A 26813-nucleotide genomic window follows, 5' to 3' on the forward strand; every position below is an offset into this window, starting at 1 on the left:
AAGGAACGGACGCTTCCTTCGGACCGCCTTCCAGCGGACCCTCCGGGCTTCGTTCTTTCGTGTTTCCAGCTTATCAGATGTTTTCCGCTCCGTTTCCGGGGCTTCGTTCATCCAACTCGCCGGTGTCTTCCGGGGTTTGACGCCCCGTCCGACGTTTCAAACTCTAGCCGATCCCCGCTCCGAAAAGCGAATCCGACCGCAACCCGATAAAACGCGCACACCTAATGCACACCAGGCCATCACGCGGAAAAGCGAAAACGACCGGCACGAACCGAGAAGTGGTGTTTCAGAGGATTGGCAGCCCCGGGACCGTCCGCGCAGATGCGTGTCCGGTGCTCCCTGCCAGGCAGCTCGAAGAACTGTACGCGCTTCCGCGGGCGGATGCAAACGTCGTGCAAAGACGGCCGGCCGGACCCCGGGGAGAGGGGTCCGGCCGGCGGAGCCGTGCGGCTCAGCTGTTGGTGGGGAAGCCCAGGTTGATGCCACCGTGCGACGGGTCCAGCCAGCGCTGGGTCACGGCCTTGCCCCGGGTGAAGAACTGCACGCCGTCCGCGCCGTACGCGTGGGCGTCGCCGAACAGCGAGGCCTTCCAGCCGCCGAAGGAGTAGTAGGCGACCGGGACGGGGATCGGCACGTTGATGCCGACCATGCCGACCTCCACCTCGAACTGGAAGCGCCGGGCCGCGCCGCCGTCGTTGGTGAAGAGGGCGGTGCCGTTGCCGTACGGGTTGGCGTTGATCAGCGCCACGCCCTCCTCGTACGAGTCGACGCGCACGACCGAGAGGATCGGGCCGAAGATCTCGTCGTTGTAGACGGACATGCCGGGCTTCACGTGGTCGAACAGCGTGGGGCCGAGCCAGAAGCCGTCGGCCGTCGGGGAGCCGTTCCTGTCCTCGGCGGTGACCGGGTGCTTACGGCCGTCCACCGCGAGCTCGGCGCCGTCGGCGATCCCGGACTCCACGTAGGAGGTGACCTTGTCCCGGTGCTGGCCGGTGACGAGCGGGCCCATCTCGGAGTCCCCGTTGCAGCCCGGGCCGACCTTCAGGGTGGCCACCCGCTGCTTGATCTTCTCGACCAGCTCGTCGCCGATCGGGTCGACCGCGACCAGCACGGACACCGCCATGCAGCGCTCGCCGGCCGCGCCGAAGCCGGCGTTGACGGCGGCGTCGGCGGCGAGGTCGAGGTCGGCGTCCGGCAGGACCAGCATGTGGTTCTTGGCTCCGCCCAGGGCCTGCACGCGCTTGCCGTAGCGGGTGCCGGTCTCGTAGACGTAGCGGGCGATCGGGGTGGAGCCGACGAAGCTGACGGACTTGATGTCCGGGTGCTCCAGCAGGCGGTCGACGGCCACCTTGTCGCCGTGGACGACGTTGAAGACGCCGTCCGGCAGGCCGGCCTCCTTCCACAGCTCGGCGAGGAAGTTGGCGGCGGACGGGTCCTTCTCCGAGGGCTTCACGACCACGCTGTTGCCGGCCGCGATGGCGATCGGGAAGAACCACATCGGCACCATGGCCGGGAAGTTGAACGGCGAGATGATCGCGACCGGGCCGAGCGGCTGGCGGATCGAGTAGACGTCGATGCCGGTCGAGGCCTGCTCGGTGAAGCCGCCCTTGATCAGCTGCGGGATGCCGCAGGCGTACTCCACGACCTCCAGGCCGCGGGCGATCTCGCCCAGCGCGTCGGAGTGCACCTTGCCGTGCTCCGCCACGATGATCGAGGCCAGCTCGTCGCGGCGGGCGTTCAGCAGCTCGCGGAAGGCGAAGAGCACCGTCGTCCGCTTCGCGATCGAGGCGCTGCGCCACTCGGTGAAGGCCGAGGCGGCGGCGGCCACCGCCTGGTCGACCTCGGCGATCTCGGCGAAGTCGACCTGGCCGGTGACCTGGCCGGTGGCCGGGTCGAAGATCTCACCGCGCCGGGGGGCCGCACCGGCGGTGGCGACCGGCTTGCCGCCGATCCAGTGAATGATGTGCTTGCTCAAGGTCCGTCTGCCTCCGAAGTCCCGGGCGGCGTCCTGCCACCGGTCCTGTCTGGCGCCGCCCGCAGGTGGGCCGGGCGACGGAAATCACGGGGCTACCGCGCTCGTCTCCCAGTCTGGTGGCCACTCCGGCCCGGCTCAACAAACAGGCTGACGGGGATCATGGATTCAGCCTTACAGGTCGTCCGGTCCCTCCGCCGGACGAGTGACCGCACGGGGCCGGGCCTCAGGAATCCCCGTCCTCTGGCTCCTCCAGGTACGGGTCGTGCAGCCCGTCCGCCGCTTCCCGGGTCTCCAGCAGGTCCAGCCGCAGGTCCTGTGCCCAGGCCAGCGCCCACCGCTTCCGTTCGTCCACCTCCCCGGCCGGAACGCCCCGCGCGCGAAACCGCCCGTCCGCCGCCTCGGCGAGCGTCTCCAGCCGTTCGGCCAGCGCCGCGGGCTGGAAGTCCGGGTCCAACTCCTCTGCCAGAGCGAGCAGTTCGCCCTCCCGGTAGCAGCAGGTGAGGGCGTGCACATCGATCAGGTCGCGAGGCATGCCCCGGTCCACGAGCAGCGCGGTGGTCAGCGCGGCGGCGTCCTCCAGGGCGACGACCGGCAGCACCACCGGCGGCTCGTCCGGACCGGGCGCACCGAGATCGAGCCGGACCGGTCGGTGGCTCAGCGGCTCCTTGCGCAGTTCCACCGAGTGCGACCGCCCGCCCAGCACCAGCCGGACGGTGAGCTGCTCCAGCCGCGGTGTGCCCGGCCGCTCGACGACCCCGCCGCCCGCCGCCCGGTACGCCTCGCCCAGCGCGGCGGCCACCTCCGGCAGGTCGGCGCCGCCGGTCGCCAGGGTCAGCCCGTCCTGCGGGCAGGCCGCGACGCCATGGGCCCGCAGCGCGTGCCCGCCGGCAAGCGCGAGGCCGTACCGGTCGCAGACGGGTGCGGCCGAGGCGGCCAGGCGCAGCTGGGCGGGGCCCGGGCGGAGGGACGCGTCGACGGCGTGCGGGACGGTGGTCACGCCACCAGTCTGACGCGACCGCCCGCTCCGCGCGCCCGAGCCGCCCGGCGACGCAGAGCACGTCCCGGCGTCGGTCGGCCGGTGGCAGCAGGCCCGGCCCGGTGCGCTCCCGCTGCTCCCGGAAGGACCCCGGGTCCGGTGCCGGCTGAGCGAGCCAGTGCGGTCCGGTGGTCTCCGTGTCGTGTCCCCGCTTCGTGCCGTTCGTACTGTTCGGTGACGGCGGGAAGAGCGAGACCCGCCGTCACCGGGGAGAGGCGGACGGCGGGTCCTGATCACACGACTGGGGTCATCCGACCGGTGGCGGCCGCGCTTCAGCTGTCGAAGCCCAGCCCCAGCCGGTCGAGGGTGCGCAGCCAGAGGTTGCGGTGGCCGCCGTTGCGGTCCGCCCGCTCCAGCGACCGGGTGGTGAGTTCGATCCCGGCCCAGCGCACCGGCTCGGGCGGGAACGGCAGCGGCTTGCTGCGCACCATGTCCAGCGAGGTGCGCTCGGTGCGCTCGCCGGCGAGCAGGTCGAGCATCACCTCGGCGCCGAAGCGGGTCGCGCCGACGCCGAGCCCGGTGTAGCCGACCGCGTACGCGACCTTGCCCCGGTACCCGGTGTCGAAGAACGCCGAGAACCGGCTGCAGGTGTCGATCGCACCGCCCCAGGCGTGGGTGAAGCGCAGGCCCTCCAGCTGCGGGAAGCAGCGGAAGAAGTGGTTGGCCAGGGTGCGGAAGGTCTCCGGCCGCTGGTCGTACTCGTGCCGCACGTGGCCGCCGAAGTGGTAGACCGCGTCGTAGCCGCCCCAGAGGATCCGGTTGTCGGCGGAGAGCCGGAAGTAGTGGAACTTGTTGGCGCTGTCGCCGAGGCCCTGCCGCCCGCGCCAGCCGATCGAGGCGAGTTGCTCGTCGCTGAGCGGCTCGGTCATCAGTGCGTAGTCGTACACCGGGACGATGTACGGGCGGACCCGCTTGAGCAGCGACGGGAACACGTTGGTGCCGAGCGCGACCTTGCGGGCGAAGACCCTGCCGTACGGGGTGCGGACGGCCATGCCGCTGCCGCGCTCCCGCAGGTCGGTGGCCCGGGTGTGCTCGAAGATCCGCACGCCCTGGCTCAGGCAGGCGTCCTTGAGGCCCCAGGCGAGCTTGGCGGGGTGGACCATCGCCACGCCCTCCTTGTCCCAGAGGCCGCCGAGGAAGGTCGGCGAGTTCACCTCGGCGCGCAGCTGGTCGGCGTCCAGGACGGTGATGTCGAAGCCGTACCGGGCGACCGCCTCGGCGATCTCGTGGAGCTCCTCGACCTGGTGGGGCTGGGTGGCGACGTCGATCTCGCCGGTGCGCTCCCACTCGGCGTCGATGCCGTAGCGCTTGAGGGTGGCCTCGATGCCGTCGAGGTTGGCGGCACCGAGGCGTTCCAGCTGGGCCAGTTCGGACGGCCAGCGGTCCAGGCCGTTGCCGAAGCCGTGGGTGAGGCTGGCCGCGCAGAACCCGCCGTTGCGCCCGGACGCGGCCCACCCGACCTCGTTGCCCTCGACCAGCACGACGTCCAGCGAGGGGTCGCGCTCCTTGGCGATGAGGGCGGTCCACAGGCCGGAGTAGCCGCCGCCGACGACCAGCAGGTCGCAGGTGGTGTCGCCGACCAGGGCGGGCAGCGCCGCCGGCCGGCCGGGATCCTCCAGCCAGAAGGGGGTGGGCCTGGCGTCACTGAGTGCGCGGGCGGAGTCCATGCATTATCAGCCACTTTCTACGAATAGATGACGGTTTCACGTGCCACCGCTGTCGACCGTACGTCAGGCGGCGGCCTTCCGGCGGTTGCCCAGCCACTGGCCGACGACGGTCAGCACGACGGCGGCGAGGAACATCGCGGTGCCGATGACGTTCACCTGCACCGGGATGCCGCGCTGCGAGGCGCCCCAGACGAACATCGGGAAGGTGACCGTGGTCGGGCCCGAGTTGAACTGGGTGATGATGAAGTCGTCGAAGGAGAGCGCGAAGCTGAGCAGCGCGCCCGCCGCGATGCCGGGTGCCGCCAGCGGCAGGGTGACCCTCAGGAAGGTCTGGGTGGGGGTCGCGTAGAGGTCCTGGGCGGCCTGTTCGAGCCTCGGGTCCATGCTCATCACGCGCGCCTTGACCGCCGTCACCACGAAGCTGAGGCAGAACATGATGTGCGCGATGAGGATGGTGGTGAAGCCGAACGGGATGCGCATGTTGAGGAAGAGCGTCCCGAGCGAGGCGGCCATGACCACCTCGGGCATGGCCATCGGCAGGAAGATCATCGCGGTGGTGGCCGAGCGGCCGCGGAACCGGTAGCGGGCCAGCGCGAAGGCGACCATGGTGCCGAGCACGGTGGCGCCGATGGTGGCGAGCACCGCGATCTGCAGGCTGAGCGAGAGCGACTGGCACATGTCGGCCACGCCGCAGGGGTTGGTCCAGGCGTCGGTGGAGAACTCGTTCCACTCGTAGTTGAACTTGCCCACCGGCTTGTTGAACGAGAAGGCGAGCACGACCAGGTTGGGCAGCACCAGGTAGGCGAGGGCCAGCAGGCCGGCCAGCACCACCAGGTGGGCGCGGATCCACTTGAACATCCGGGACATCAGACCAGATCCTCCGTCCCGGCCTTGCGCATGTAGACCGTCACCATGCCCAGGATCAGGGCCATCAGGATGAAGCTCAGCGCGGCCGCCGTGGGGTAGTCGAGCACGTTCAGGAACTGCTTCTGGATGCCGTTGCCGACCATCTGCTCGCTCGGCGAGCCCAGCAGCTGGGCGTTGATGTAGTCGCCGGAGGCCGGGATGAAGGTCAGCAGGGTGCCCGCGACCACGCCCGGCAGCGAGATCGGGAAGGTGACCTTGCGGAAGGTGGTGAACGGCCGGGCGTAGAGGTCGCCGGCCGCCTCGTGCAGGCGCGGGTCGATCCGCTCCAGCGAGGTGTACAGCGGCAGGATCATGAACGGCAGGAAGTTGTAGGTCAGACCGCAGACCACCGCGAGCGGCGTGGCCAGCACCCGGTCGCCGTCGGTGAGGCCGAGCAGGTTGGTGATGTCCAGGACGTGCAGCGCGTTCAGCGCGCCGACCACCGGACCGCCGTCGGACAGGATGGTCTTCCAGGCCAGCGTGCGGATCAGGAAGCTGGTGAAGAACGGCGCGATGACGAGGATCAGGATGACGTTGCGCCAGCGCTTGCTCGCCTTGAAGGCGATCATGTACGCGAGCGGGTAGCCGACGGCCAGGCAGAGCACGGTGGCGACGGCCGCGTAGGAGAACGAGCGGAGGAAGTGCCACTTGTACTCGACCAGGGCGTCCCAGTAGGTCGAGAAGTGCCAGGTGACCTTGAATCCCTCTTCGAGCGAGCCGGTCTGCAGTGAGGTCGACCCCTGGTAGACCATCGGCACGGCGAAGAAGACGACCAGCCAGGCGATGCCGGGCAGCAGCAGCCAGTACGGGGTGAGCTTGCGCCTCGTCTTCGCGGGCGTCCCGGCCAGGGCGCCGCCGTCGGGGGGTATGGCCTGCGGCGGCGCGGCCGTGGCGGTGGTGGTCATGCGGCCTCCTCCGCGGTGCCCGCGTCGATCGCCTGCGCGGCGTCCAGGGCGAAGGAGTGCGCCGGGTTCCAGTGCAGCAGGACGGCGGCACCGGGGACGATCCGGGCGTCGCGCTCCATGTTCTGCTCGAAGACGGTGACCTCCTGGCCGCCGTCGGTGCGCACCACGTACTGGGTGGAGACGCCGATGAAGCTGGAGTCGAGCACCGTGCCGGCCAGCCGGTTGCGGCCGTCGGCGACCTGCTCGGAGGCGTGCGTGATGGTGATCTTCTCCGGGCGCACGCCGAGGTGGACGCGCTTGGAGTCGGTGGCGCAGCGCGCCTTCGGCACCGCCAGTCGGGCACCGGCCGCGCTGAGCAGCAGGTCGCCGCCCTCGGTGCCGGTGACCTCGGCGGGCAGCAGGTTGGACTGGCCGAGGAAGTTGGCCACGAAGGTGGTGGCGGGGTTCTCGTACAGCTCGGCGGGGGCGCCCAGCTGCTCGACCCGGCCGCCGTTCATCACCGCGATGGTGTCGGCCATGGTCATGGCCTCCTCCTGGTCGTGGGTGACGTGCACGAAGGTGATGCCGACCTCGGTCTGGATCCGCTTGAGCTCCAGCTGCATCTGGCGGCGGAGCTTGAGGTCGAGCGCGCCGAGCGGCTCGTCCAGGAGCAGCACCTGCGGGTGGTTGATCAGCGCGCGGGCGACCGCGACGCGCTGCTGCTGGCCGCCGGAGAGCTGGTGCGGCTTGCGCCGGGCGTACTGGCCGAGTTCGACCAGCTCCAGCATCTCGTCGACCTGCTTCTTGACCTCCTTCCTGCCGCGTCGGCGCAGGCCGAAGGCGACGTTCTCGAAGATGTCCAGGTGCGGGAAGAGAGCGTAGCTCTGGAAGACGGTGTTCACCGGCCGCTTGTACGGGGGCAGGGCGGTGACGTCCTGGCCGCCGATCAGGACGGTGCCGGTGGTGGGCTCCTCCAGGCCGGCGATCATGCGCAGGGTGGTGGTCTTGCCGCAGCCGGAGGCGCCGAGCAGGGCGAAGAACGAGCCCTGCGGGACGGTCAGGTCGAGCGGGTGGACGGCGGTGAAGGAGCCGTAGGTCTTGCCGATGCCGGTGAGCCGGACGTCGCCGCCGACGGCCGGGTCGCGCTGCTGGTCTGTCATGGGGTGGTGTCTTCCTGGGTTTCTCTGCCGGGAGTTGGGGGTCAGGCGCCGATCAGCTTGGAGAACTTCTGCTCGAAGTCGCTCTCCTCGCTCTCGGAGAGCGTGCGGAACAGGTGCGCCTTGACCGCCATCTCGGGGGTGGGTACGACCAGCGGGTTGGCCGCGGTGTCCGGGGCGATGCCGGCGAGCTCGTCCTTCATCCCGGTGACGGCGGAGACGAAACCGATGCCTGCGACCAGCTGCGCCGCGATCTTCGGCTGATAGTAGAAGTCAATCAGCTTCTCCGCGTTCGCCTTGTGCTGCGCTTTGGCCGGGACCAGCATGTTGTCGGTCGAGGAGATGTAGCCCCTCTCCGGGATGACGAACTCGATGTCCGGGTTGTCGGCGCGCAGTTGGATCAGGTCGCCGCCCCAGGCGATGCAGGCCGCGATGTCGCCGGCGGAGAGCTCCTGGCCGTAGTCGTTGCCGGTGAAGCGGCGGATCTGCTTGCTGTCGACGGCCTTCTGCAGCCGGGCGACCGCCCCGTCGTAGTCGTCGGCGGTGAACTTCGCGGTGTCCTTGCCCTGGTCCAGCAGGACCATCCCGATGCTGTCGCGCATCTCGGAGAGGAAGGTGACCCGGCCCTTGAGGTCCGGGTCGTCCAGCAGCTGGGAGACGCTGGTGACCTCCTTCCCCTTCGTCGCCTTCTTGTTGTACGCGACGACGGTCTGGATGCCGGCCCACGGGTAGGAGTACAGCCGCCCCGGGTCCCAGTCCGGAGCGCGGAAGCGCGCCTCGATGTTGGTGATCGCGGTGGTGACGTTCGCCGGGTTGAGCTTCTGCGCCCAGCCGAGCCGGATCAGCCGGGCGGCCATCCAGTCCGTGAGCACCATCAGGTCGCGGCCGGTGTCCTGGCCGGAGGCGAGCTGCGGCTTGACCTTGCCGAAGAACTCGACGTTGTCGTTGACGTCCTCGTTGTACTTGACCTTGATGCCGGTGGCCTCGGTGAAGGCGTCCAGGGTGCCGTGCTTCTCCTTGTCCTTCTCGTCCGTGTCCACGTACAGCGGCCAGTTGGAGAAGTTGACCTCCTTCTGCGTCTCCGAGAGGTCCTTGGCGGCGTTCGCGGTCGAGTCCCCGGTCGCCCGGGGGGCCGCCGGGATGCCGCAGGCGGCCAGGGTGCCCGCTCCGGCGCTCAGTGCGGCGGCGCGCAGTAGGGTCCGGCGGCCGAGCGCGGCCCGGCCGCTGGCCAGGCTGCGTTCCCAGGCCCTTCGGACCGGTTCGGGCAGACCGTCGGTGAGCTCGTTGAACGCCATGGAACGGGCCTCCTGGGGGGAGATGGGGTGTGGGGGCACCCGCTGGAACCGGGGGGTTATCTGTCTCCGAAAACGGTGCGGTGCCAGTCCTTGCGGGCCACCGCGGTGGTGTCGAACATGACGTGCTTGACTTGGGTGTACTCGTCCAGCGAGTACTGGGACATGTCCTTGCCGTAGCCGGACGCCTTGTAACCGCCGTGCGGCATCTCGCTGATGATCGGGATGTGGTCGTTGACCCAGACGCAGCCGGCCGCGATCTCCCGGGTGGCGCGCAGCGAGCGGTGCACGTTGCTCGTCCAAGCGGAGGCGGCCAGGCCGTACGGGGTGTCGTTGGCCAGCCGCAGCCCCTCGTCGTCGCCGTCGAAGGGCAGCACGACCAGCACCGGGCCGAAGATCTCGCCCTGCACGACCTCGCTGTCCTGGGCCGCGCCGGTGATCAGGGTGGGCTGGTAGTACGCGCCCCGGGTGAGGTCGGTGCCATCGTGGCCCTTCTCCGGGGCCCGGCCGCCGGTCACCACGGTGGCGTACGAGCGGGTGCGCTCCACGAAGCCGGCCACCCGGTCCCGGTGGGCGTACGAGACCAGCGGGCCGAGGTCGGTGTGCGGGTTCAGCGGGTCGCCGATCCGGATCGCCGCGTACAGCTCGGCCACCCCGGCCACGAAGGCGTCGTACAGCGGGCGCTGGACGTAGGCCCGGGTGGCGGCGGTGCAGTCCTGGCCGCCGTTGATCAGCGAGGCCGCGACCGCCCCGTGCACCGCGGCGTCCAGGTCGGCATCGTCGAAGACCACGAACGGGGCCTTGCCGCCGAGCTCCAGGTGGGTGCGCTTGACGCTCGCGGTGGCGATCTCGGCGACCCGCTTGCCGACGCCGGTGGAGCCGGTGAAGGAGACCATCGCGACGTCCGGGTGCCCGACCAGGTGCTCGCCCGCGGTGCGCCCGGCGCCGGTGACCACGTTGACCACGCCGTCCGGGATGCCCGCGGCGGTGCAGGCCCGGGCGAACATCAGCGAGGTCAGCGGAGTCAGCTCGGCCGGCTTGAGCACGATGGTGTTGCCCGCGGCGATCGCCGGGAGGATCTTCCAGGCGGCCATCTGCAGCGGGTAGTTCCACGGCGAGATCGAGCCGACCACGCCGACCGCCTCGCGGCGCACGTACGAGGTGTGGTCGCCGGAGTACTCGCCGGCCGCCTTGCCCTCCAGGTTGCGGGCGGCGCCGGCGAAGAAGGCCGCGTTGTCGATGGTGCCGGGCACGTCGAACTCGGTGGCCAGCTTGACCGGCTTGCCGGTCTGCGCCGTCTCCACCCGGGCCAGGTCGTCGGCCGCCCCGGCCAGGACGGCGGCCAGCCGGGTGAGCGCCTCGGAGCGCGCGCCGGGGGTGGCCGAGGACCAGCCGGGCAGGGCCGCCTTCGCGGCGGCGACGGCGGTGTCCACGTCCTCGGTGGTGGCCAGCGCGACCTGCTCGACCACGCTGCCGTCGGCGGGGTTGACGACCTGGAAGGGTTCGCCGCTCCCCCGGGTCTGGCGGCCCGCGATGTACTGCGCGCCCGGGCCGAAGTCGGTCAGGTCCATCTGGTTCCTCCAAGTGCCGTGGTTCGACCGCTGCGGGGTCACGCGTCCGCGATGGGGGTCTGCGGTCCCGCTGACCTTGCCTGCTGCGGGGACGGGGTGACAAGGGTCACTTCGGCAATCTCAACACGAAGGGCCTTACAGGGTGCAAGGCAGCGAGCAGGGCAACAGGTCGTCGGGGGGATGGATGATTTACCTGACACCCTGATCACCCCGGAGCCCCCGCTCCGGTCCCACGGCCCCGGAGGCCCGCGATGCTCCCCACCGTCGCCCGAGTCCTCGACCTGGACGTGATGCGGCGCGGCCTGCCCCAGGTGGTGGCCGGCGCCGACCACCTGGAGCGGCCGGTCCGCTGGGTCCACGTCAGCGAGCTGCCCGACGTCGCCGGGATGCTCCGCGGCGGCGAGCTGGTGCTGACCACCGGCATCGCCCTGCCCGAGGACCGCGAGGGCCTGGCCCGCTACGTGCGCGAGCTGGACGAGGTCGGGGTGGCCGGCCTGGTCGTCGAGTTCGGGCGGCGCTACTTCGACTCGCTCCCCCGCGCCCTGGTCAACGCCGCCGAGCAGCGCGGGCTGCCGCTGATCACCCTCCGCCGCGAGCTGCGCTTCGTCGCCGTCACCGAGGCCGTGCACGCCCTGGTGGTCAACGCCCAGCTGGAGCAGCTGAGGGTCTCCGAGTCGGTCCACCAGGTCTTCAACGAGCTGGTGGTGGAGGGCGCCGAGCCGCCCGAGGTGATCCGCCAGGTGGCCCGGATGGCCGGCGCCCCGGTCGTCCTGGAGAACCTGGCCCACCAGGTGCTCGCCCACGACACCGCCGGACGCCCGGAGGCCGAGGTCCTGGAGGACTGGGAGCGCCGCTCGCGCGGCGTCCGTCCGGCCGGGCGCACCGGCCACGACCCGCGCAGCGGCTGGCTGGTCACGACCGTCGGCGCCCGCGGCCAGGACTGGGGCCGACTGGTGCTGGTGCAGGAGCCCGGCCCGCTGCCCGAGGGCGAGGCCCACCCGCACACCATGCTGCTGGAGCGCGGCGCCTCCGCGCTGGCGCTCAACCGGCTGGTGGTGCGCGACCGGGAGAGCCTGGAACGGCAGACCCACCGCACCCTGCTGTCCGGCATCCTCACCCACGCGCTGACCGTCTCCGAGGCCGCCCTGCGCGCCCAGGCCCTCGGCGTCCCGCTGGAGGGCCGCCGGCTGGTCGGCGTGGTGCTGCGGCAGCGGCGCGGGCCGATCCCGGCCGCACTGGAGGCACAGGCCCGGCTGCGCGACTTCACCGAGCTGGCCGCCGGCGCGGCCCGGGCCTGCCGGCTGTCCGCCCTGGTCGGCGCGCTCGACGACGAGGCCGTCGGCCTGCTGATCGCGCTCGGCACCCAGCAGGACGAACACGCCGCGCTGGACGCCCTCTCGGCCACGCTGCGCCGGATGTCGGCCGAGGCCGGACGGGAAGGCGGCGACCCGTCGGGCCCGGTGGTCGCGGTCGGCTCGTCGGTCGGCTCGGTGCGCGACGCCCGGCGCACCCTGCTGGAGGCCACCCAGGTCGCCGACGCCGCCCTGCACGACGTGCCCGGCGGCCGCAGCTCCTCCTACTACCGGCTGCCGGACGTCCGGCTGCGCGGTCTGCTCCACCTGCTGCGCGACGACGCCCGGCTGCAGACGTACGTGGAGCGGGAGCTGGGCCCGCTGCTGGCCCACGACGCCGAGCACAACGGCCAGTTGGTGCAGATGCTGCGGATCTACCTGGAGCAGGGCCGGAACAAGTCGGCCGCGGCGGACGCCGCGCACCTGTCCCGGCCGTCCTTCTACGACCGGCTGCACAAGGTCGAGCGGATCCTCGGCGTCGACCTCGACCAGGTGGAGTCCTGCCTCTCCCTGCACGTGGCACTGCTCGCCCTGGACGCCGTCCGGCGCTGAGCCCCGCGCGTCACACCCCGGTGATGCGCCCCCAGACCTTGTGCAGCTCGGGCCGCTCGGCCGAAGTGACGTCGCGCATGGTGTGCAGCCGGGCGCGCATCTCCTCGGTCGGGAACACCAGCGGGTTCTCGGCGAGTTCGGCCTTCTCCTTGTCGCCGCTGGCCGCCAGCACCTCGCGGGCCGCCGGCACCGGGCAGATGTACTGGACGAACGTGGCGAGTTCGGCGGCCACCTCGGGCTGGTAGTAGTAGTCGATCAGCAGCTCGGCGTTGCGCTTGTGGGCGGCCCGGTTGGGGATCATCAGGCTCTCCGCCCACAGCTCGCCGCCCTCCTCCGGCACCACGAACTCGATGTCCGGGTTCTCGGCGGTCAGCTGGACGGCGTCGCCGGAGTAGGCCTGGCAGGCGAGTGCCGCACCGGAGGCGAGGTCACTGGTGTAGTCGTTGCCGGTGAAGCGCCGGACGTGGCCGCTGTCGACCGCCTTCTGCACCAGGTCCATCGCCTTGCGCGCGTCGTCGTCGCTGAACTTCGCGATGTCCGCGCCCTGGGAGAGCATCAGCAGCCCGAGCGCCTCGTCCAGCCCGGCGAACAGCGTGACCCGGCCCTTGAGGTCGGGCGCCCACAGGTCGGCGGTGGACCTGAGCTCCCGGCCGAGCGCCTTGCGGTTGTAGGCGATGCCGGTGATCCCGGACTGCCACGGCACGCTGCGCTCGCGCCCGGGGTCGAAGGCCGGGTCGGCGAGCTGCGGGTCCAGGTTGGCCGTGACGTTGGGCAGGTTGGCCCGGTCCATGGCCTGCACCCAGCCCAGCGAGACGTACCGTCCGGCCATCCAGTCGCTGATCACCATCAGGTCCCGGCCGGGGGCGGCGCCCTGGGTGAGCACCGGGCTGATCTTGCCGAAGAACTCGTCGTTGTCGTTGATGTCCTCGGTGTAGGTGACCGCGATCCCGGTGTTCTCACTGAAGGCGTCCAGGGTCGGCCGCCCGCCCGCGTCGTCGGTGTCGATGTACTGCGTCCAGTTGGAGAACGCGAGCCGCTTGTCGCTCTCCGAGCGGTCCGGCGCCGAACGGCGGTCCTCTGCCACGTACGCGGACGGGATGCCGCAGCCGGTCAGCGTGCCGGCGCCGAGCAGCGCGGCCCCACCGAGCACGGAACGCCTGCGCAGGGAAGGGGAGTTGAAGGGACGGCGGGTCAGAGTGGTGCTGCTGGGCATGCAGGGGCCTTCCGGAGCGTGGAACGGCCCCGGACACGCGCACGGGTGTCCGGGGCCGTCCTGGTCGGTACGTCGTCCTGGTGGGTATCAGACAGCGTGCGCGTCCGTGAGCGACAGCACCTCGTCCAGCACCGCGAGGCCGGTCTTGGCCTCCTCCTCGGTGACGGTGCACGGCGGGACGACGTGGAAGCGGTTCATGTTGACGAACGGCCAGAGCCCGCGCTGCTTGCAGGCGGCGGCCAGCTCGGCCATCGGACCGTTGTCGGCGCCGGCCGCGTTGTACGGCACCAGCGGTTCGCGGGTCTCCCGGTTCTTCACCAGGTCGAGCGCCCAGAACACGCCGAGGCCGCGGACCTCGCCGATCGACGGGTGCCGCTCGGCCAGCTCGCGCAGGCCGGGGCCGAGCACGCTCTCGCCGATGTGCTTGGCGTTCTCGACGATGCCCTCCTCCGCCATGGTGTTGATGGTCGCCACCGCGGAGGCGCAGGCCAGCGGGTGGCCGGAGTAGGTGAGGCCGCCGGGGAAGGCCCGCTCGGCGAAGGTGGCCGCGATCTCGGTGCTGATCGCCACGCCGCCCAGCGGCACGTAGCCCGAGTTGACGCCCTTGGCGAAGGTGAGCAGGTCCGGGGTGACGCCCCAGTGGTCCGCGGCGAACCACTCGCCGGTGCGGCCGAAGCCGGCCATCACCTCGTCCAGGATGAACACGATCCCGTAGCGGTCGCAGATCTCCCGCACCCCGGCCAGGTAGCCCGCCGGCGGGACCAGGATGCCCGCGGTGCCGACCACGGTCTCCAGGATGACCGCCGCGACGGTGCCGGGCCCCTCGAACGCGATCACCTGCTCCAGGTGCTCCAGCGCGCGCTCGCACTCCTGCGCCTCGTTCTCGGCGTGGAAGTTGGAGCGGTAGGCGTACGGCCCCCAGAAGTGCACCACACCGGAGACGCCGGTCTCGTTGGCCCAGCGCCGCGGGTCGCCGGTGAGGGCGATCGCGTTGGCGGTGGCACCGTGGTACGAGCGGTAGGTGGACAGCACCTTCTGCCGGCCGGTGTGCAGCCGGGCCAGCCGGATGGCGTTCTCGTTGGCCTCGGCGCCGCCGTTGGTGAAGAAGATCTTGTCCAGGTCACCGGGGGTGCGCTCGGCGATCAGCCGGGCGGCCTCGCTGCGCGACTCGACCGCGAAGCCGGGGGCGATGGTGCAGAGCTTCGCCGCCTGCTCCTGGATCGCGGCGACCACCTTCGGGTGCTGGTGGCCGATGTTGGTGTTGACCAGCTGCGAGGAGAAGTCGAGGTAGCGGTTGCCGTCGTAGTCCCAGAAGTACGAGCCCTCGGCGCCGGCCACCGCGAGGGGGTCGATCAGCGCCTGGGCGGACCACGAGTGGAAGACGTGCGCGCGGTCGGCGGCCTTGACGGCCTGGCCTGCGGCTGAGTCAGCGGTGGGGATGCTCATGCCGGTAAGGCTAGGGCGGCCCGTCCCCGAAGGGCAGTTCCATCGTGTCAGCCGGTCGCGCCAACCGTCGACAGGATGCAAAGACGCAGGGCCCGGGTCGAGAAGACCCGGGCCCATGGTCGGTTCAGCCGGTGATCAATTGATCAGACGGCCGTCATGCCGCGCTCGACGGCCACGACCCGCTCAGATCGCGGTCATACTGCGCTCAACGGTCACGACCCGCTCAGATCGCGGTCATACTGCGCTCAACGGTCACGACCCGCTCAGATCGCGGTCATGACGTGCTTCACGCGGGTGTAGTCCTCGAAGCCGTACGCCGACAGGTCCTTGCCGTAGCCGGACTTCTTGAAGCCGCCGTGCGGCATCTCGGCGACCAGCGGGATGTGGGTGTTGATCCAGACGCAGCCGAAGTCCAGGCGGCGCGACATCCGCATGGCGCGGGCGTGGTCCTTGGTCCACACCGAGGAGGCCAGCGCGTACTCGACGCCGTTGGCGTACTCGACGGCCTGGTCCTCGTCGGTGAACTTCTGCACGGTGATGACCGGGCCGAAGACCTCGTTCTGGACGATCTCGTCGTCCTGGTTCAGGCCGGAGACGACGGTCGGGGCGTAGAAGTAGCCCTTGTCGCCGACCCGGTGGCCACCGGCCTCGACCTTGGCGTGGGCGGGCAGCCGCTCGATGAAGCCGGAGACCTGCTTCAGCTGGTTGGCGTTGTTCAGCGGGCCGTACAGCACGTCCTCGTCGTCCACGCCGCCGGTCTTGGTCTCGGCCGCGGCCTTGGCCAGCGCCTCGACGAAGGCGTCGTGGATCGACTCGTGCACCAGCACGCGGGTGGCGGCGGTGCAGTCCTGGCCGGCGTTGAAGTAGCCCGCCACCGAGATGCCCTCGACGGCCTCGGCGATGTCGGCGTCCTCGAAGACCACGACCGGGGCCTTGCCGCCCAGCTCCAGGTGGACGCGCTTGACGTCCTTGGAGGCGGACTCGGCAACCGAGATGCCGGCGCGCACCGAACCGGTGATGGAGGCCATCGCCGGGGTCTTGTGCTCGACCATCAGCTTGCCGGTCTCGCGGTCGCCGCAGATGACGTTGAAGACGCCGGCCGGCAGCTCCAGGTCCTTGAGGACGCCGCCGATGATCTCGGCCAGCAGCACGGTGGAGGCCGGGGTGGTGTCGGAGGGCTTCAGCACGACGGTGTTGCCCGCGGCGATGGCCGGGGCGAACTTCCAGACGGCCATCATCATCGGGTAGTTCCACGGCGCGACCTGGGCACAGACGCCGACCGGCTCGCGGCGGATGATCGAGGTCATCCCGTCCATGTACTCACCGGCGGCCTTGCCCTCCAGCAGGCGGGCGGCACCGGCGAAGAACCGGATCTGGTCCACCATCGGGCCGATCTCCTCGGAGAGGGTCAGCGCGCGCGGCTTGCCGGTGTTGCGCACCTCGACGTCGACGATCTCGTCGGCACGGGCCTCGACCGCGTCGGCGATCTTGAGCAGCAGCTTCTGCCGGGTGCTCGGGGTGGCGTCGCGCCAGATCGGGAACGCGGCCGCCGCGGAGGCCATGGCGGCGTCCACGTCAGCGGCACCGGACAGCGGCGACGTCGCGTAGGCCTCGCCGGTGGTCGGGTCGACGATGTCGAGCGTGCGGCCGTCGGCCGCGTCGACGAACTCACCGTTGATGTAGTTGCGCAGCGTGCGAAGGTCGCTCACGGGTCTCTCCTCGGTCTGGGCCTGCGGCATTGCAGATTCCGGCGCCATGGTACGTCGGCGGATCCGGCATACGAAGGGTGCCGAGTGGCCGCGTCCGGAGCGGCGCGGTCCACTGGTGGCGGTATGTGCGGCGACCCTCGGGGGCGCGCGCGTACCGTGCCAGGGTAGCCGCACGACTGCCGGTATCGACAGGGCAATTGTGCTTGGGCGATGAAATCCGCATGCGATTTCCAAGATCACGACGAAATCAGCAGCTTCCACGCTTGCGAACACGGGAGCGATCAGGCACAGTGGCCGCGTGGCCAACCGCGACCGGAACGCCAGCGTTCCCCTCGACGCCGCCTCCAAGGCGATCATCGAGCAGCTTCAGGAGGACGGGCGCCGCCCGTACGCCGCCATCGGCAAGGCCGTCGGCCTGTCCGAGGCGGCCGTGCGGCAGCGCGTCCAGAAGCTGCTCGACCAGGGCGTGATGCAGATCGTCGCCGTCACGGACCCGCTCACCGTCGGCTTCACCCGCCAGGCGATGGTCGGTATCCGGGTCGAGGGTGACATCGAGCCCGTCGCCGACGCGCTGGCCGCCCTCGACGAGGTCGACTACGTGGTCTGCACCGCAGGCTCGTTCGACCTCCTGGCCGAACTGGTCTGCGAGGACGACGAGCACCTGCTCGAACTGATCAACAAGCGCATCCGCGCGCTTCCCGGCGTGCGGAGCACCGAGAGCTTCGTTTACCTGAAGCTCCGGAAACAGACCTACACCTGGGGCACCCGATGACAGCCGACCCGGCGCAGAAGGACCTTTCCAAGACCGCCTACGACCACCTGTGGATGCACTTCACCCGCATGTCGTCGTACGAGAACTCCCCCGTGCCGACGATCGTCAAGGGCGAGGGCACCTACGTCTGGGACGACAAGGGGCGCAAGTACCTCGACGGCCTCGCCGGCCTGTTCGTCGTCCAGGCCGGCCACGGCCGCGAGGAGCTCGCCGAGGCCGCCGCCAAGCAGGCCAAGGAGCTCGCCTTCTTCCCGGTGTGGAGCTACGCCCACCCGAAGGCCGTCGAGCTGGCCGAGCGCCTGGCCAACTACGCCCCGGGCGACCTGAACAAGGTCTTCTTCTCCACCGGTGGCGGCGAGGCCGTCGAGACCGCCTGGAAGCTCGCCAAGCAGTACTTCAAGCTGACCGGCAAGCCGACCAAGTACAAGGTCATCTCGCGCGCCGTCGCCTACCACGGCACCCCGCAGGGCGCCCTGTCCATCACCGGCCTGCCGGGCCTGAAGGCCCCGTTCGAGCCGCTGGTGCCGGGCACCCACAAGGCCCCGAACACCAACATCTACCGCGCCCCGGCCTTCCTCGAGGGCCCCGACGGCACGGTCGACCCCGAGGCCTACGGCCGCTGGTGCGCCGACGAGATCGAGGTGGCCATCCTCAACGAGGGCGCCGAGACCGTCGCCGCCGTCTTCGTCGAGCCGGTGCAGAACGCCGGTGGCTGCTTCCCGCCGCCGCCCGGGTACTTCCAGCGCCTGCGCGAGATCTGCGACCGCCACGACGTGCTGCTGGTCTCGGACGAGGTCATCTGCGCCTTCGGCCGCCTCGGCACCATGTTCGGCGCCGACAAGTTCGGCTACCAGCCCGACATGATCACCTGCGCCAAGGGCATGACCTCGGGCTACTCCCCGATCGGCGCCACGATCATCTCGGACCGTCTCGCCGAGCCGTTCTACAAGGGTGACAACACCTTCCTGCACGGCTACACCTTCGGTGGCCACCCGGTCTCCTCCGCGGTGGCGCTGGCCAACCTCGACATCTTCGAGCGCGAGGGCCTGAACCAGCACGTGCTCGACAACGAGGCCGCGTTCCTGGGCACCCTGGACAAGCTGCGCGACCTGCCGATCGTCGGCGACGTCCGCGGCAACGGGTACTTCTACGGCATCGAGCTCGTGAAGGACAAGGTCACCAAGGAGTCGTTCAACGACGAAGAGGTCGAGCGCGTCCTCTACGGCTTCCTCTCGAAGGCCCTCTTCGACAACGGCCTGTACTGCCGCGCCGACGACCGTGGCGACCCGGTCATCCAGCTGGCCCCGCCGCTGATCTCCGACCAGTCGACCTTCGACGAGATCGAGCAGATCCTGCGGACCAGCCTCACCGACGCGTGGGCGAAGATCTGATCCCCTGAGCCTTCTTCCCCACCCTCCGCCGAAGGGCGGTCCCGCTCCCCGCGGGACCGCCCTTCGGCGTTTCCCCGCCCGCCCAACATCACAGTCGTACGACCAAACATGCCTGAATGCGGGTGATTTGCCCGTGATGGACCAGTGCGCCGCCATCGCGCCCCGCCCCGGTCGTTCTAATCTGACGACTGTCATATCCCTGCGGCCACCCAGGATGGATCCTCATGTCAGCGGCACCGCCTGACAACGACGTGCTGTGGGCCCGGGAGATCGTCAAGTCCCATGACGGCACCCCTGCCCTGCGCGGCATCTCGATCGGCGTCCGCGAGGGCGAGGTGCTCGCCGTCACCGGCCCGCGCGGCTCCGGCAAGAGCACCCTGCTCGGCTGCCTCTCCGCTCAACTCCCGGTCGACGAGGGCGAGGTCTGGTTCAACAGTGCCCCCGTGCACACCCTGCCCCGGGCCGGCCGCGAACGGCTGCGCCGTGACCGCTTCGGCTTCGTCGGCTCCGAGCCCCACCTGGTGCCCGAACTGACCGCCCGGGAGAACGTCGCCCTGCCGCTGCTGCTCGCCGGGGCCGGCAACAAGGCCGCCTACACCGCCGCCGACGAGTGGCTGGAACGCCTCAACGTCGGCGACTGCGCCCGGCAGCGCCCCGAGCGGCTGGTCCAGAGCCGGCGTCAGCGGATCGCCGTCGCCCGCGCCCTCGCCCCGCTGCCACCCGTCGTCTTCGCCGACGACCCCACCGCCCCACTGCACCGGGGGGCCGCCGACCAGGTCATGCGGATACTGACCAGCGCGGCCCGATCCCACCAGCTCACCCTCGTCCTGGCCACCCACGATCCCGAGCTCGTCCGGTTCGCGGACCGCGCCGTCGCCCTCGTCGACGGACGGCTCACCGCCCCCGCCGCCCCCGTCCCCCACGGCACCGCCGTCCCCGGGGCTCCCGGAGCGCCCGCCGTCACGGCCACCCGCCGCTGACGACGCCGAGCCGCTGAAAGAGTCGACGTGTTCTATCTCCGTCTGGCCCGGGGCTACCGGGTGCCCGACCTCGGCCGCTGGCTGCTCACGGCACTGGCCGCCGCCGTGGTCGCCGCCTTCCTGCTGCGCTCCCTCGGCCGGGCGATGAGCGACCCGGCCGGCGGCGCCGACCCGCTGGCCCGGCTGCTCTGGTGCCTGCCCCCGCTCGCCGCCGTCGCCTGGTTCGCGGCCGTCGCCGCCGGTGCGGTGCCCGCCCGGCGGCCCGAGCGGATCGCCGGCCTCACCGCAGCCGGGGCCGGCTCCCGCCGGATCCGCACGCTGATCGCCGGCGAGGTCGCACTCGCCGCCACCCTCGGCAGCGTCCTCACCCTGCTGGCCTTCCTGGTGCTGCGCAACGACATCGCCGGGCCCGCGCTCGCCCCCGACCTCGGCATGGGCGTGCCGCTGCCGCCCGCCGCGCCGGTCGTCCTGCTCGCCCTGGTCCCGCTCACCGCCGGCACCGCCGCCGCCTGCGCGGTGCCCTTCACCGAGACCCTGCCCGGCGGCCGCACCCACGCCCCGACCGGCTTCGGCGTCTGGCGGATCGCCCTGGCGATCGGGCTGGGAGTGATCGGCGCCGCACTCGAACTCATCGCGCTGCGGCCCGACGCCGCCGCCGACGGCCGCCCGATCCACCTGCCCGCCGGACTCGGCAGTACCAGCACCGCCGCCCTCGGCGGCTGGGCCGCCAGCGCGCTCGGCATCGTCCTGCTCACCGGCCCGCTGCTGGCCTGGGCCGGACGGCTGCTCGCCCTCGGGCGGCCGACCCCGCTGCGGCTGCTGGCCGGGCGCGGCCTCACCGCCCAGGCCCGCCGGCTCGGCGCGCCGCTGGCCGTGCTCACCCTCACCGTCGCGCTGGTGCTCACCACCATCCGCTACTGGATCGGCACGCCCGACAGCGCCGACGTGCTGCCCGCGATCGAGGCCTGCCTGGTGCTCGGCTGCGCGACCGCCGCGGTGATCGTCCGCCTCGCCGAGGTCCGCACCGACCGCCGGGAGGTCACCGACGCGCTGCTGCGCCTCGGCACCTCGCCCCGGCTGCTGTTCGGGGCGGTCGCGCTGCGCACCCTCGCGGTGGGCAGCACGCTGCTGCTGACCGGCGGGGCGACCGCCGCACTGGCGGCCGCCGGGCTCCGGTAGCGGGTTTCCTGCGGTAGCGGGTTTCCCCTGCGGTAGCGGGTTTCCTGCGGTAGCGGGTTTCCTGCGGTGGGACTCAGCCCGCCGCGGCGAGCTGGCCGCAGGCGCCGTCGATCTCCTGACCGCGGGTGTCGCGGACGGTCGTCGGCACGCCGTGCGACTGGAGCCGGCGGACGAACTCGCGCTCGTCCTCGGGCCGGGAGGCCGTCCACTTGGAACCGGGGGTCGGGTTCAGCGGGATCAGGTTGACGTGCACCCGGCGGTTCTTGATCAGCCGGCCGAGCAGGTCGGCCCGCCAGGCCTGGTCGTTGATGTCCTTGATCAGCGCGTACTCGATGGAGATCCGGCGGCCGGACTTCTCCGCGTAGTTCCAGGCCGCGTCCAGCACCTCGGCGACCTTCCACCGGGTGTTCACCGGCACCAGCTCGTCGCGCAGCTCGTCGTCCGGGGCGTGCAGCGACAGCGCCAGGCGGCAGCTGAGGCCCTCGTCGGCGAACCGGTGCATCGCCGGGACGAGGCCGACGGTGGAGACCGTGATGCCGCGCTGGGACAGACCGAAGCCGTCCGGCGCCGGGTCGGTCAGCCGGCGGATCGCGGACAGCACCCGGTTGTAGTTGGCCAGCGGCTCGCCCATGCCCATGAAGACCACGTTGGACAGCCGCGCCTCGCCGCCGGGGATCTCCCCCGACTTGAGCGCGCGCATCCCGGCGGCGATCTGCTCGACGATCTCGGCGGTGGAGAGGTTGCGGGTCAGCCCGGCCTGGCCGGTGGCGCAGAACGGGCAGTTCATGCCGCAGCCGGCCTGCGAGCTGATGCACATGGTGACCCGGTCCGGGTAGCGCATCAGCACGGACTCCACGAGCGTGCCGTCGAAGAGCTTCCAGAGCGTCTTTCGGGTGGCGTCGTCGTCGCAGGAGACGTGCCGGACCACCGACATCAGCTCGGGCAGCAGGCCTCCGGTGAGCTTCTCCCGGCTGGCGGCGGGGATGTCCGTCCAGCTCGCCGGGTCGTTCGACATCCGGCCGAAGTAGTGGTTGGAGAGCTGCTTGGCGCGGAACGGCTGCTCGCCCAGCTCGGCGACGGCCTCCTTGCGCTCGGCGGGGCTCAGGTCGGCGAGGTGTCGCGGGGGCTTGGCGCCGCGCGGCGCGACAAAGGTGAGTTCTCCGGGCTTAGGCATGGTTGTTCCAGTGTCGCAGACGCCGGACGCTGAGCCCTTCCCCACCAGGGGGGCCGGGCTCAGCGCTGGTCGTCATTTGTCATCGTTGGCCGACGTCGGACGGCCCACAGACGGCCCGGATCATCGTCCCTCGGGGCTGCCGTGGACCGCCCGCTCGAAGAGGGCACCCGACGGCCGGTGGGGCAGGTCTACGACCCTGACCAGGGAAAAGCCCTGACCGAGGTAGTAGCGGTGGAGGCCCGGGTTCGTTTTCCAGGCGTCCAGTCGGAGGAACCGCTTCCCCGCAGCCGCCGCGCGGTCGACGGCCCAGTCCAGCAGCTCCCCGCCCACGTCCCGGCCCGCCGCCTTGCGGGCCACCGCCATGCGGTGGACGTACAGCGCGTCCTCTGGCCGGTCCTCGGGCTCCCAGAACTCCGGGTCGGCCTGGTCGTCCACGGTCATGGTCGCGACGGGCTCACCGTCGCGGTAGGCCAGGAAGCACTCCCCGCGCTCCATGGCGCTGATGACCCGGTCCCGCCGGGGCGGGAACTGCCACTGGTCACTGCCCCGAGAGGCGAGCCATTCGCTCGCTTCGATCAGCAGCGTCTCCACCTCTCCGAGCTGATCCCGGCGAGCGGGGCGAATCTCCAGGTCAGTTAGCGTCGGCATCCTGCTGCTCTCGTTCCTGCTCGTAGGTGATCACGTGCCGGTCGCCCGGCAGGACCGAGATGGCCACCCGGACGGGCAAGCCCTCAGCCGTGTATCCGGTGCGGACGTGCTCGGCGACCGGCGTCCCGGCGCCCAGCTCAAGGCGCTTGGCCTCCCCTGGGGTTGGCATCCTCACGTACAGCTCGTCGAGCGCACGGACCTGGAGGTACCCCAGCTCGGCAAGCACCACGTTGGCACCACGCACGATGTCCGCAGGGCGCATGATCTCGGAGTCCTGCACGAGGCTCAGCGGGAAGTAGGAGTCGTTCAGGTTGAACGGCTCCCCGTCCAGCCAGCGCACGCGCTGCCGCACGGCCGCGAGCTGTCCGGGCTCCAGGTTTAGGCGCTTGGCGACGCTGGCTGGCGGCTCCACGATGCTCACGTCGATACGCTGGCTGGCCTGCCGCCCGTCCGCCGAGTGCTCCGTGACGAAGGCGTCCATCTCCTCCGAGTACGGCCGGGTCCGGAACTCTGCCTGCGGCCGGAAGACCATCGGCCGGCGCTCGCGAACGAAGTAGCCGCGGGGACGCGCTGCCTCGATTAGCCCCTCGTTGACCAGTATCCCGAGGGCCTGCCGTGCAGTGCCTCGACCAACGTCGAACTCCTCGCCCAGCTCAGCCTCGGTCGGGAGACGGTCGCCCGCGACGAGGGCTCCGCTCGCTATCCGCTGCCGGAACACGTCTGCGATCTGCTGGTACATCGGGGGTCGCCCAGCTCGCGTGGTTGCCATGGGTCCATGAAACCGCTCGGCCCAACCCATTGTCCAGTCAATGCGAACGATGCGCTTGACGGCGCGTCATAGCCGATGCCAGAGTCTTCCCCGAAGGCAGCATTGTTCGGACAATGCAGACGATGCCTCTGGTTCCCCGTGGGCGGCGCCCAATCCGCCAAGAAAGACCGCCGCCCACGCCCAGTGAAGGGAGTTCCATCATGCACGACACGGTCGTTGCGATCCGCCGGTGCCTGCGCTGCTCGGCGTACCTGAGCCGGAGCAACTCGGACACGCTGTGCGGCCCGTGCCGCCGGACGGTCGGCCCGGAGGACACCCGCCGTGACCGCCTGGCCGAGTTCCGCGAGTCGGCCCCGGTCGCCGCCCCCGTCGTGGCGGAGGGCCCGGACCTGGGCGCGGTCCTGCGCAACTTCCGCACCCGGACCCAGCTCAAGCAGCTCGACCTGGCGGACCTGCTCGGCTTCAGCCAGTCGTACGTGTCGCTGCTGGAGCGCGGCAAGCGCACCATCCGCGACATCGCCGAGCTGCGGCGCATCGCCGCCGTCCTGCGCCTCCCGGAGGCCGCGTTCGGCCTGCTCCCGCTGGCGGTGGCCGCGTGAACAACCCCGACCCGCACATGCCCTCGCTCGCCGATCTGGTCAGCTACACCAGCCGGGAGCCCCTGACGGTCAAGCAGATCGCCGCCGCGCTCGGCACCACGAAGTGGACCGTGCACCGCGAGATCAACTCCGGCCGCCTGCCGCACTACCGCATCGGCTCCCACATCCGCGTCCAGCGCTCGGTCTTCAGGACCTACCTGAAGGACTTGAACGTCCCCGTCGGCATCACCGGCATCGCGGGCTGACAGCCCCTGCTCCAGCGACTCTCACGCCCGCTCAGGGAGCACTCACCGAGTGCCGCTGAAGCCCGACCGGCCGGGCCTGAAACGGCCCCGCGCGGACCTGAAACGGCGCCCGGGACGGGTGAACACTCACCGGTGAACACACAGGCGCTCACCGCGCTCACGGGCCGCTCACGAGGCGGACCTGAAGCCCGAGCGGGCGGACCTGAAGAGACCACCCCGGCCCCTGAAACGGCCACCGGTCCGTGCGGGTGTTCACCGGTGAACGCCCCGGGTGTTCACCCCACTCACGACCCGCTCACCGGCCGGACCTGAAACGCCCGGCCCCGCCCCTGAAACAGCCCAGGGCCCGGCTGAAGCCCTCGGCCGTGGACCCGAAACCCCTGATCAGAGCAGGGTGAACGCCCGTGCGCACCCGACCGGCCGCCGGTGAACACGGGGACCGGACAAGCGCTTCTCCGGTCCACCGACCGGCCCGCCGGCGCCCGGCCCCGCCACCGTTTCAGCGGCGGGGGTGGCCTCTTCAGGCCCGCCCCGTGAACACCGGTGAGCACCCGACCGACGGCCGGTGAACACCCCCTCCTTAAGAGCGCTTCTCCTCGGCGGACCGGGGCGAGCGTGCCCCACCGAGCACCGCCAACTCCACCAAGGAAAAGCGCTCTTAAAGGGGGAGACGAGCACCCGACGAAGGAGCGTGAGCAGTGCGCGACCCACCACCCGGCCGACTGCCCGACCGCTGACCGACCCGCCCCGCGAACCGCCGGAGAACCCGTGTCTGTCGAAACCCTCCCCACCGCCGCCGACGGCCGACCACAGGCCCGACCGAACCCGATGTACGACCCCGCGCCCGGCCTCGTGCGCCCCGACCGGCCGGGCCCCGTCCCGGACCCGGAGGTGTTCTGCGGCTGGGCCGGAGAGACCGTCGCCGCCCTCGACCCGACCACCGAGGCCGACCCCGTCGGCATCCTCGTGAACCTCCTCTCGGCCGCAGGCGCGGCCATCGGACCGGGGCCGTTCATGTGGATCGGCAACGACCGCCACCCCGCCCTGATCTGGGCCCTCACCATCGGCGGCACCTCACTGGGCAGGAAGGGCGCCGCCACCAACACCGTGCGCCGCCTGCTCAAGGCCGCCGTACCGGACTTCATCGCCTCCAACACCCGCTCCGGCCTGTCCTCCGGCGAAGGCCTGATCGACATGGTCCGCGACGGCGACGGCGACAAGGACCCCGGCGTCACCGACAAGCGCCTGTGGGTGATCGAGTCCGAGTACGGCGTCACCATGGCCCGGGGCCGACGCGAAGGCTCCTCCCTGAGCGGCATCCTGCGCCAGGCCTGGAACGGCGAAGACCTCGGCGTGATGAACCGCGACGCGCTGCACGCCACCGCCCCGCACATCGCCGTCATCGGCCACATCAGCTCCCGCGAACTGCGGGCCAAGATGCAGGACGCCGAGATGGCCGGCGGCACCTACAACCGCTTCCTCGCCATCGCCGTCTGGCGCAACCTCCTCCTCCCGGACGCCCCCGGCGCCTCCGACGAGCTGATCGACAACCTCGCCTCCGCCTGGCGCACCGTCATCACCGACGCCCGCCGCCTCGGCGAGGTCCAGCTCACTCCCGAAGCCGCCCAGCTCTGGCGTGACGAGATCTACCTGGCGCTGTGCGGGGACGAAGGCGACGAAGGCCCCATCGCCGAGTTCACCGCCCGCGCCGCCCCCTACGCCAAACGCGCCGCCATGGTCTACGCCCTGACCGACCACACCGACCGCATCGCCGAAACCCACCTGCGGGCCGCGTGGGCCCTCGTGCGCTACGCCCGCGCCAGCGCCGCCCACGTCCTCGGCGCGATGGCCAACGGCACCGGCGATCCCGACCTGGACAAGCTCGCCGCCGCCGTGAAGACAGCCGGGGACGGCGGGCTCACCGGGGACGAGGTGTACCGGCTGTTCAAGCGCCGCAACGCCGCCTACCGCTCCGACCTCACCGCCCGGCTCTGCGAGCTGCCCGGCTTCGCCGCCGTCCAGGTCCCCGGCGACGGCCGCCACCGCACCGTCTACCTCTTCGCACCCCCCGGGTGAAAAGGGTGAGAAGGGTGGAAAGGGCCCTGACCTGCGAAAACGCCGGGTGGAAAGGCGGGTGGAAAGGGGTGGAAAGCCCCCGACCGCCCGCAGCCCCCGACCCTTTCCACCCCTTTCCACCCCACTTTCCACCAGAAGAAACCGCAGGTCAGACCCCTTTCCAACCTTTCCACCCTTTCCACCACGCACCCCAGACCGGAGACCACCGCCATGACCCGCC

General features: G+C 71.1%; 22 protein-coding genes. 8 read left to right on the forward strand and 14 right to left on the reverse strand.

What is annotated here, in order from left to right; all coding sequences use genetic code 11:
- Window positions 1-451 precede the first annotated feature (451 nt).
- The 8 genes from AB0O11_RS26110 to AB0O11_RS26145 all read right to left on the reverse strand — a co-directional run bounded on the left by AB0O11_RS26110 (window position 452) and on the right by AB0O11_RS26145 (window position 10488).
- The gene (locus AB0O11_RS26110) at window positions 452-1975 is read right to left on the reverse strand and encodes a CoA-acylating methylmalonate-semialdehyde dehydrogenase (RefSeq protein WP_363391662.1); all 1524 of its coding nucleotides are present in this window, start codon (window positions 1973-1975) and stop codon (window positions 452-454) included.
- Window positions 1976-2198: 223 nt separating this feature from the next.
- Window positions 2199-2972: a hypothetical protein gene (locus AB0O11_RS26115; protein ID WP_363391665.1), complete on the reverse strand. Its 774-nt coding sequence runs from the start codon at window positions 2970-2972 to the stop codon at window positions 2199-2201.
- Window positions 2973-3283: 311 nt separating this feature from the next.
- A complete protein-coding gene (locus AB0O11_RS26120) occupies window positions 3284-4678 on the reverse strand; it encodes an FAD-dependent oxidoreductase (RefSeq protein WP_224280155.1) in 1395 nt (464 codons plus the stop codon).
- 63 nt (window positions 4679-4741) lie between these two features.
- Window positions 4742-5545 (reverse strand): ABC transporter permease, encoded by an 804-nt coding sequence (locus AB0O11_RS26125; protein WP_363391668.1) that lies wholly within the window; start codon window positions 5543-5545, stop codon window positions 4742-4744.
- A complete protein-coding gene (locus tag AB0O11_RS26130) occupies window positions 5545-6489 on the reverse strand; it encodes an ABC transporter permease (protein WP_363391671.1) in 945 nt (314 codons plus the stop codon). The genes AB0O11_RS26125 and AB0O11_RS26130 overlap by 1 nt, the downstream gene beginning before the upstream one ends.
- A complete protein-coding gene (locus AB0O11_RS26135) occupies window positions 6486-7628 on the reverse strand; it encodes an ABC transporter ATP-binding protein (protein WP_363391673.1) in 1143 nt (380 codons plus the stop codon). Before AB0O11_RS26135 ends, AB0O11_RS26130 begins: the two co-directional genes overlap by 4 nt.
- Before the next feature lie 41 nt (window positions 7629-7669).
- The gene (locus AB0O11_RS26140; RefSeq protein WP_363391676.1) at window positions 7670-8920 is read right to left on the reverse strand and encodes an extracellular solute-binding protein; all 1251 of its coding nucleotides are present in this window, start codon (window positions 8918-8920) and stop codon (window positions 7670-7672) included.
- A 56-nt stretch (window positions 8921-8976) separates the two neighbouring features.
- Window positions 8977-10488, reverse strand: coding sequence for a gamma-aminobutyraldehyde dehydrogenase (locus AB0O11_RS26145; protein ID WP_224280188.1), 1512 nt, complete (start codon window positions 10486-10488; stop codon window positions 8977-8979).
- A 251-nt stretch (window positions 10489-10739) separates the two neighbouring features.
- On the opposite strand from AB0O11_RS26145, the gene AB0O11_RS26150 reads away from it, so the two are divergent.
- Window positions 10740-12392, forward strand: coding sequence for a PucR family transcriptional regulator ligand-binding domain-containing protein (locus AB0O11_RS26150; protein ID WP_363391679.1), 1653 nt, complete (start codon window positions 10740-10742; stop codon window positions 12390-12392).
- A gap of 10 nt (window positions 12393-12402) precedes the next feature.
- On the opposite strand, the gene AB0O11_RS26155 is transcribed toward AB0O11_RS26150, so the two are convergent.
- The 3 genes from AB0O11_RS26155 to AB0O11_RS26165 form a co-directional block, all read right to left on the reverse strand.
- Complete coding sequence (locus AB0O11_RS26155) at window positions 12403-13605, reverse strand: spermidine/putrescine ABC transporter substrate-binding protein (RefSeq protein WP_363391682.1); 1203 nt, start codon at window positions 13603-13605, stop codon at window positions 12403-12405.
- 87 nt (window positions 13606-13692) lie between these two features.
- Window positions 13693-15051, reverse strand: a complete 1359-nt coding sequence (locus AB0O11_RS26160) for an aspartate aminotransferase family protein (RefSeq protein ID WP_363391685.1) — start codon at window positions 15049-15051, stop codon at window positions 13693-13695.
- Between the two features lie 263 nt (window positions 15052-15314).
- On the reverse strand, window positions 15315-16790 hold the full coding sequence (locus tag AB0O11_RS26165; RefSeq protein WP_363391688.1) for a gamma-aminobutyraldehyde dehydrogenase: 1476 nt from the start codon (window positions 16788-16790) through the stop codon (window positions 15315-15317).
- 268 nt (window positions 16791-17058) lie between these two features.
- Between AB0O11_RS26165 and AB0O11_RS26170 the strand changes: the two genes are divergently transcribed.
- The 4 genes from AB0O11_RS26170 (at window position 17059) to AB0O11_RS26185 (ending at window position 21082) form a co-directional block, all read left to right on the forward strand.
- Window positions 17059-17532 carry an Lrp/AsnC family transcriptional regulator gene (locus AB0O11_RS26170; RefSeq protein WP_030243538.1) on the forward strand — a complete coding sequence of 158 codons (474 nt, stop codon included), beginning with the start codon at window positions 17059-17061 and terminating at the stop codon, window positions 17530-17532.
- Window positions 17529-18923: an aspartate aminotransferase family protein gene (locus AB0O11_RS26175; RefSeq protein ID WP_196946910.1), complete on the forward strand. Its 1395-nt coding sequence runs from the start codon at window positions 17529-17531 to the stop codon at window positions 18921-18923. Before AB0O11_RS26170 ends, AB0O11_RS26175 begins: the two co-directional genes overlap by 4 nt.
- A 224-nt stretch (window positions 18924-19147) precedes the next feature.
- Complete coding sequence (locus AB0O11_RS26180) at window positions 19148-19903, forward strand: ATP-binding cassette domain-containing protein (RefSeq protein ID WP_363391691.1); 756 nt, start codon at window positions 19148-19150, stop codon at window positions 19901-19903.
- 27 nt (window positions 19904-19930) lie between these two features.
- Window positions 19931-21082, forward strand: a complete 1152-nt coding sequence (locus tag AB0O11_RS26185; RefSeq protein ID WP_363391694.1) for a hypothetical protein — start codon at window positions 19931-19933, stop codon at window positions 21080-21082.
- Between the two features lie 73 nt (window positions 21083-21155).
- Here the strand turns inward: AB0O11_RS26185 and rlmN are convergent, their stop codons facing one another.
- The 3 genes from rlmN to AB0O11_RS26200 all read right to left on the reverse strand — a co-directional run bounded on the left by rlmN (window position 21156) and on the right by AB0O11_RS26200 (window position 23643).
- Window positions 21156-22256, reverse strand: a complete 1101-nt coding sequence (rlmN, locus tag AB0O11_RS26190) for a 23S rRNA (adenine(2503)-C(2))-methyltransferase RlmN (RefSeq protein WP_363391697.1) — start codon at window positions 22254-22256, stop codon at window positions 21156-21158.
- A 120-nt stretch (window positions 22257-22376) separates the two neighbouring features.
- The gene (locus tag AB0O11_RS26195; protein ID WP_363391699.1) at window positions 22377-22904 is read right to left on the reverse strand and encodes a GNAT family N-acetyltransferase; all 528 of its coding nucleotides are present in this window, start codon (window positions 22902-22904) and stop codon (window positions 22377-22379) included.
- Entirely contained in the window at window positions 22888-23643 is a 756-nt protein-coding gene (locus AB0O11_RS26200) for a GntR family transcriptional regulator (protein ID WP_363391702.1), read from the reverse strand. The genes AB0O11_RS26195 and AB0O11_RS26200 overlap by 17 nt, the downstream gene beginning before the upstream one ends.
- 230 nt (window positions 23644-23873) lie before the next feature.
- On the opposite strand from AB0O11_RS26200, the gene AB0O11_RS26205 reads away from it, so the two are divergent.
- The 3 genes from AB0O11_RS26205 (at window position 23874) to AB0O11_RS26215 (ending at window position 26593) form a co-directional block, all read left to right on the forward strand.
- On the forward strand, window positions 23874-24272 hold the full coding sequence (locus AB0O11_RS26205; protein WP_363391704.1) for a helix-turn-helix transcriptional regulator: 399 nt from the start codon (window positions 23874-23876) through the stop codon (window positions 24270-24272).
- Complete coding sequence (locus AB0O11_RS26210; RefSeq protein WP_363391707.1) at window positions 24269-24517, forward strand: helix-turn-helix domain-containing protein; 249 nt, start codon at window positions 24269-24271, stop codon at window positions 24515-24517. The genes AB0O11_RS26205 and AB0O11_RS26210 overlap by 4 nt, the downstream gene beginning before the upstream one ends.
- Window positions 24518-25285: 768 nt before the next feature.
- Window positions 25286-26593 carry a DUF3987 domain-containing protein gene (locus tag AB0O11_RS26215; protein ID WP_363391710.1) on the forward strand — a complete coding sequence of 436 codons (1308 nt, stop codon included), beginning with the start codon at window positions 25286-25288 and terminating at the stop codon, window positions 26591-26593.
- Window positions 26594-26813 lie beyond the last annotated feature (220 nt).

This window comes from Kitasatospora sp. NPDC093102 (assembly GCF_040683915.1).
Taxonomy (GTDB): Bacteria; Actinomycetota; Actinomycetes; order Streptomycetales; family Streptomycetaceae; genus Kitasatospora.

Coding starts and splice junctions, on each gene's coding strand:
- rlmN (WP_363391697.1), bottom strand. CDS start 22,256: ATGCCTAAGCCCGGAGAACTCACCTTTGTCGCGCCGCGCGGCGCCAAG.
- AB0O11_RS26120 (WP_224280155.1), bottom strand. CDS start 4,678: ATGGACTCCGCCCGCGCACTCAGTGACGCCAGGCCCACCCCCTTCTGG.
- AB0O11_RS26180 (WP_363391691.1), top strand. CDS start 19,148: ATGTCAGCGGCACCGCCTGACAACGACGTGCTGTGGGCCCGGGAGATC.
- AB0O11_RS26160 (WP_363391685.1), bottom strand. CDS start 15,051: ATGAGCATCCCCACCGCTGACTCAGCCGCAGGCCAGGCCGTCAAGGCC.
- AB0O11_RS26195 (WP_363391699.1), bottom strand. CDS start 22,904: ATGCCGACGCTAACTGACCTGGAGATTCGCCCCGCTCGCCGGGATCAG.
- AB0O11_RS26145 (WP_224280188.1), bottom strand. CDS start 10,488: ATGGACCTGACCGACTTCGGCCCGGGCGCGCAGTACATCGCGGGCCGC.
- AB0O11_RS26205 (WP_363391704.1), top strand. CDS start 23,874: ATGCACGACACGGTCGTTGCGATCCGCCGGTGCCTGCGCTGCTCGGCG.
- AB0O11_RS26135 (WP_363391673.1), bottom strand. CDS start 7,628: ATGACAGACCAGCAGCGCGACCCGGCCGTCGGCGGCGACGTCCGGCTC.
- AB0O11_RS26150 (WP_363391679.1), top strand. CDS start 10,740: ATGCTCCCCACCGTCGCCCGAGTCCTCGACCTGGACGTGATGCGGCGC.
- AB0O11_RS26175 (WP_196946910.1), top strand. CDS start 17,529: ATGACAGCCGACCCGGCGCAGAAGGACCTTTCCAAGACCGCCTACGAC.
- AB0O11_RS26200 (WP_363391702.1), bottom strand. CDS start 23,643: ATGTACCAGCAGATCGCAGACGTGTTCCGGCAGCGGATAGCGAGCGGA.
- AB0O11_RS26140 (WP_363391676.1), bottom strand. CDS start 8,920: ATGGCGTTCAACGAGCTCACCGACGGTCTGCCCGAACCGGTCCGAAGG.
- AB0O11_RS26130 (WP_363391671.1), bottom strand. CDS start 6,489: ATGACCACCACCGCCACGGCCGCGCCGCCGCAGGCCATACCCCCCGAC.
- AB0O11_RS26165 (WP_363391688.1), bottom strand. CDS start 16,790: ATGCCGCAGGCCCAGACCGAGGAGAGACCCGTGAGCGACCTTCGCACG.
- AB0O11_RS26155 (WP_363391682.1), bottom strand. CDS start 13,605: ATGCCCAGCAGCACCACTCTGACCCGCCGTCCCTTCAACTCCCCTTCC.
- AB0O11_RS26125 (WP_363391668.1), bottom strand. CDS start 5,545: ATGTCCCGGATGTTCAAGTGGATCCGCGCCCACCTGGTGGTGCTGGCC.